This window comes from Corallococcus exercitus (assembly GCF_003611585.1).
In the GTDB taxonomy this organism is placed as follows: domain Bacteria; phylum Myxococcota; class Myxococcia; order Myxococcales; family Myxococcaceae; genus Corallococcus; species Corallococcus exercitus.
Genome location: NZ_RAVW01000786.1, coordinates 1 through 1319, shown reverse-complemented (window position 1 = coordinate 1319; position 1319 = coordinate 1). Strand labels below are relative to the sequence as shown.

At 73.9% G+C, this 1319-nt stretch carries 1 protein-coding gene; it reads left to right on the top strand.

The genetic code is table 11. From position 1 onward, the window contains the following. Window positions 1–20: 20 nt before the first annotated feature. Window positions 21–1319, top strand: a 1299-nt coding sequence (locus D7W79_RS44675; protein ID WP_369127260.1) for a tetratricopeptide repeat protein, incomplete at its 3' end; no start/stop codon positions are given.

The following is a 1319-nucleotide window of genomic DNA, read 5'->3' as shown; positions in this document are numbered from 1 at the left end:
TCCCGTAAGATGCGCGGGCCATGGCCCCCCCGTCCGTCCTGCTGATGCTGGCGCTCGCCGCGCCCGCCGCGTCCGTCCCCAACTTCTCCACAGCCGAGTCCTCCAGCGCCACCCGCCTCACCGAAGCGGGCACGGCCTCCGTGCGCTCCGTCATCCGGAACGCGGGAGCCGGACAGCTCGAGGCCGCGGGCCTCGCGTCCGTGAGACTGGCGATGGGGGATGCAGGGGTCACGCGGCAGCTGGACGCGGCGGGCCTGGCGTCCGTGCGGAGCGCGATGACGGATTCGCATGTCAGCACGCGGCAGCTGGATGCGGCAGGCCTGGCGTCCGTGAGACTGGCGATGGGGGATGCAGGGGTCACGCGGCAGCTGGACGCGGCGGGCCTGGCGTCCGTGCGGAGCGCGATGACGGATTCGCATGTCAGTACGCGGCAACTGGACGCGGCAGGCCTGGCGTCCGTGCGAACGGCGATGGACGGTGCGCATGCGTCGCGGACCGGCACGCGGCAGCTGGACGCGGCGGGCCTTGCCTCCGTGCAGTTCGCGATGGGTGGTTCGCATGCGTCGAGGACCGGCACCCGACAGCTTGACGGAGCGGGCCTCGCGTCCGTGATGGCCGCCACGAAGAACCGTTCCGCCGCCGCGAGCACCGAGGGCGTCGTCAGGACCGCGAGCTTCGCGCCGCGTGATGCGTCCGCCGGTATGACCTTCGCGAACGGCACGGCTCCCAGCGACCGCGCCACGACGGTCTCGATGCGGATGCCCGCGGGCCTTGCCCAGGCCGCTTCACCCTCCCCTGCCACGCCCACGACGGCCACGGTGCCGGCAACGGGCACCGCCCCCTCCACGGCGCAAAGCCAGACGCCCGGGTCCGACGTTCCTTCCGATGCGGGCCGCACCGGCGCCACGGCGCAAAGCCAGACAGACTCCCTCTCCGAAGCCGGCCGCATCGCCGTGGGGGCCAGTGTCGGCGCCCTGCGCGCCGCCGCCATCGCGATGCACGGCAAGGCCGCCGCGTCGGGCCTCGCCACCGTGGGCAACCCGGACGAGCACTACGCCCGGGGCGTCGCCGCTCTCCAGTCCAAGGACTCCCGCACCGCCATCGCGGAGCTGTCCGCGTGCGTGCAGGCCGCGCCGTCCCGCGCCGACTGCCGCTGGGAGCTGGGCTGGGCCTACTCCGTCGAAGGCCGCTGGGCGGACTCCCTCACGCAGTGGACGCAGGTGCGCGCGCTCAATCCCAATCAGCCGGACCTGGAGGGCGCGCTCACGCAGGCCCGCAACCAGGCCGCGCTCCAGGCGAAGCTCGCGCAGCCCGTGGAC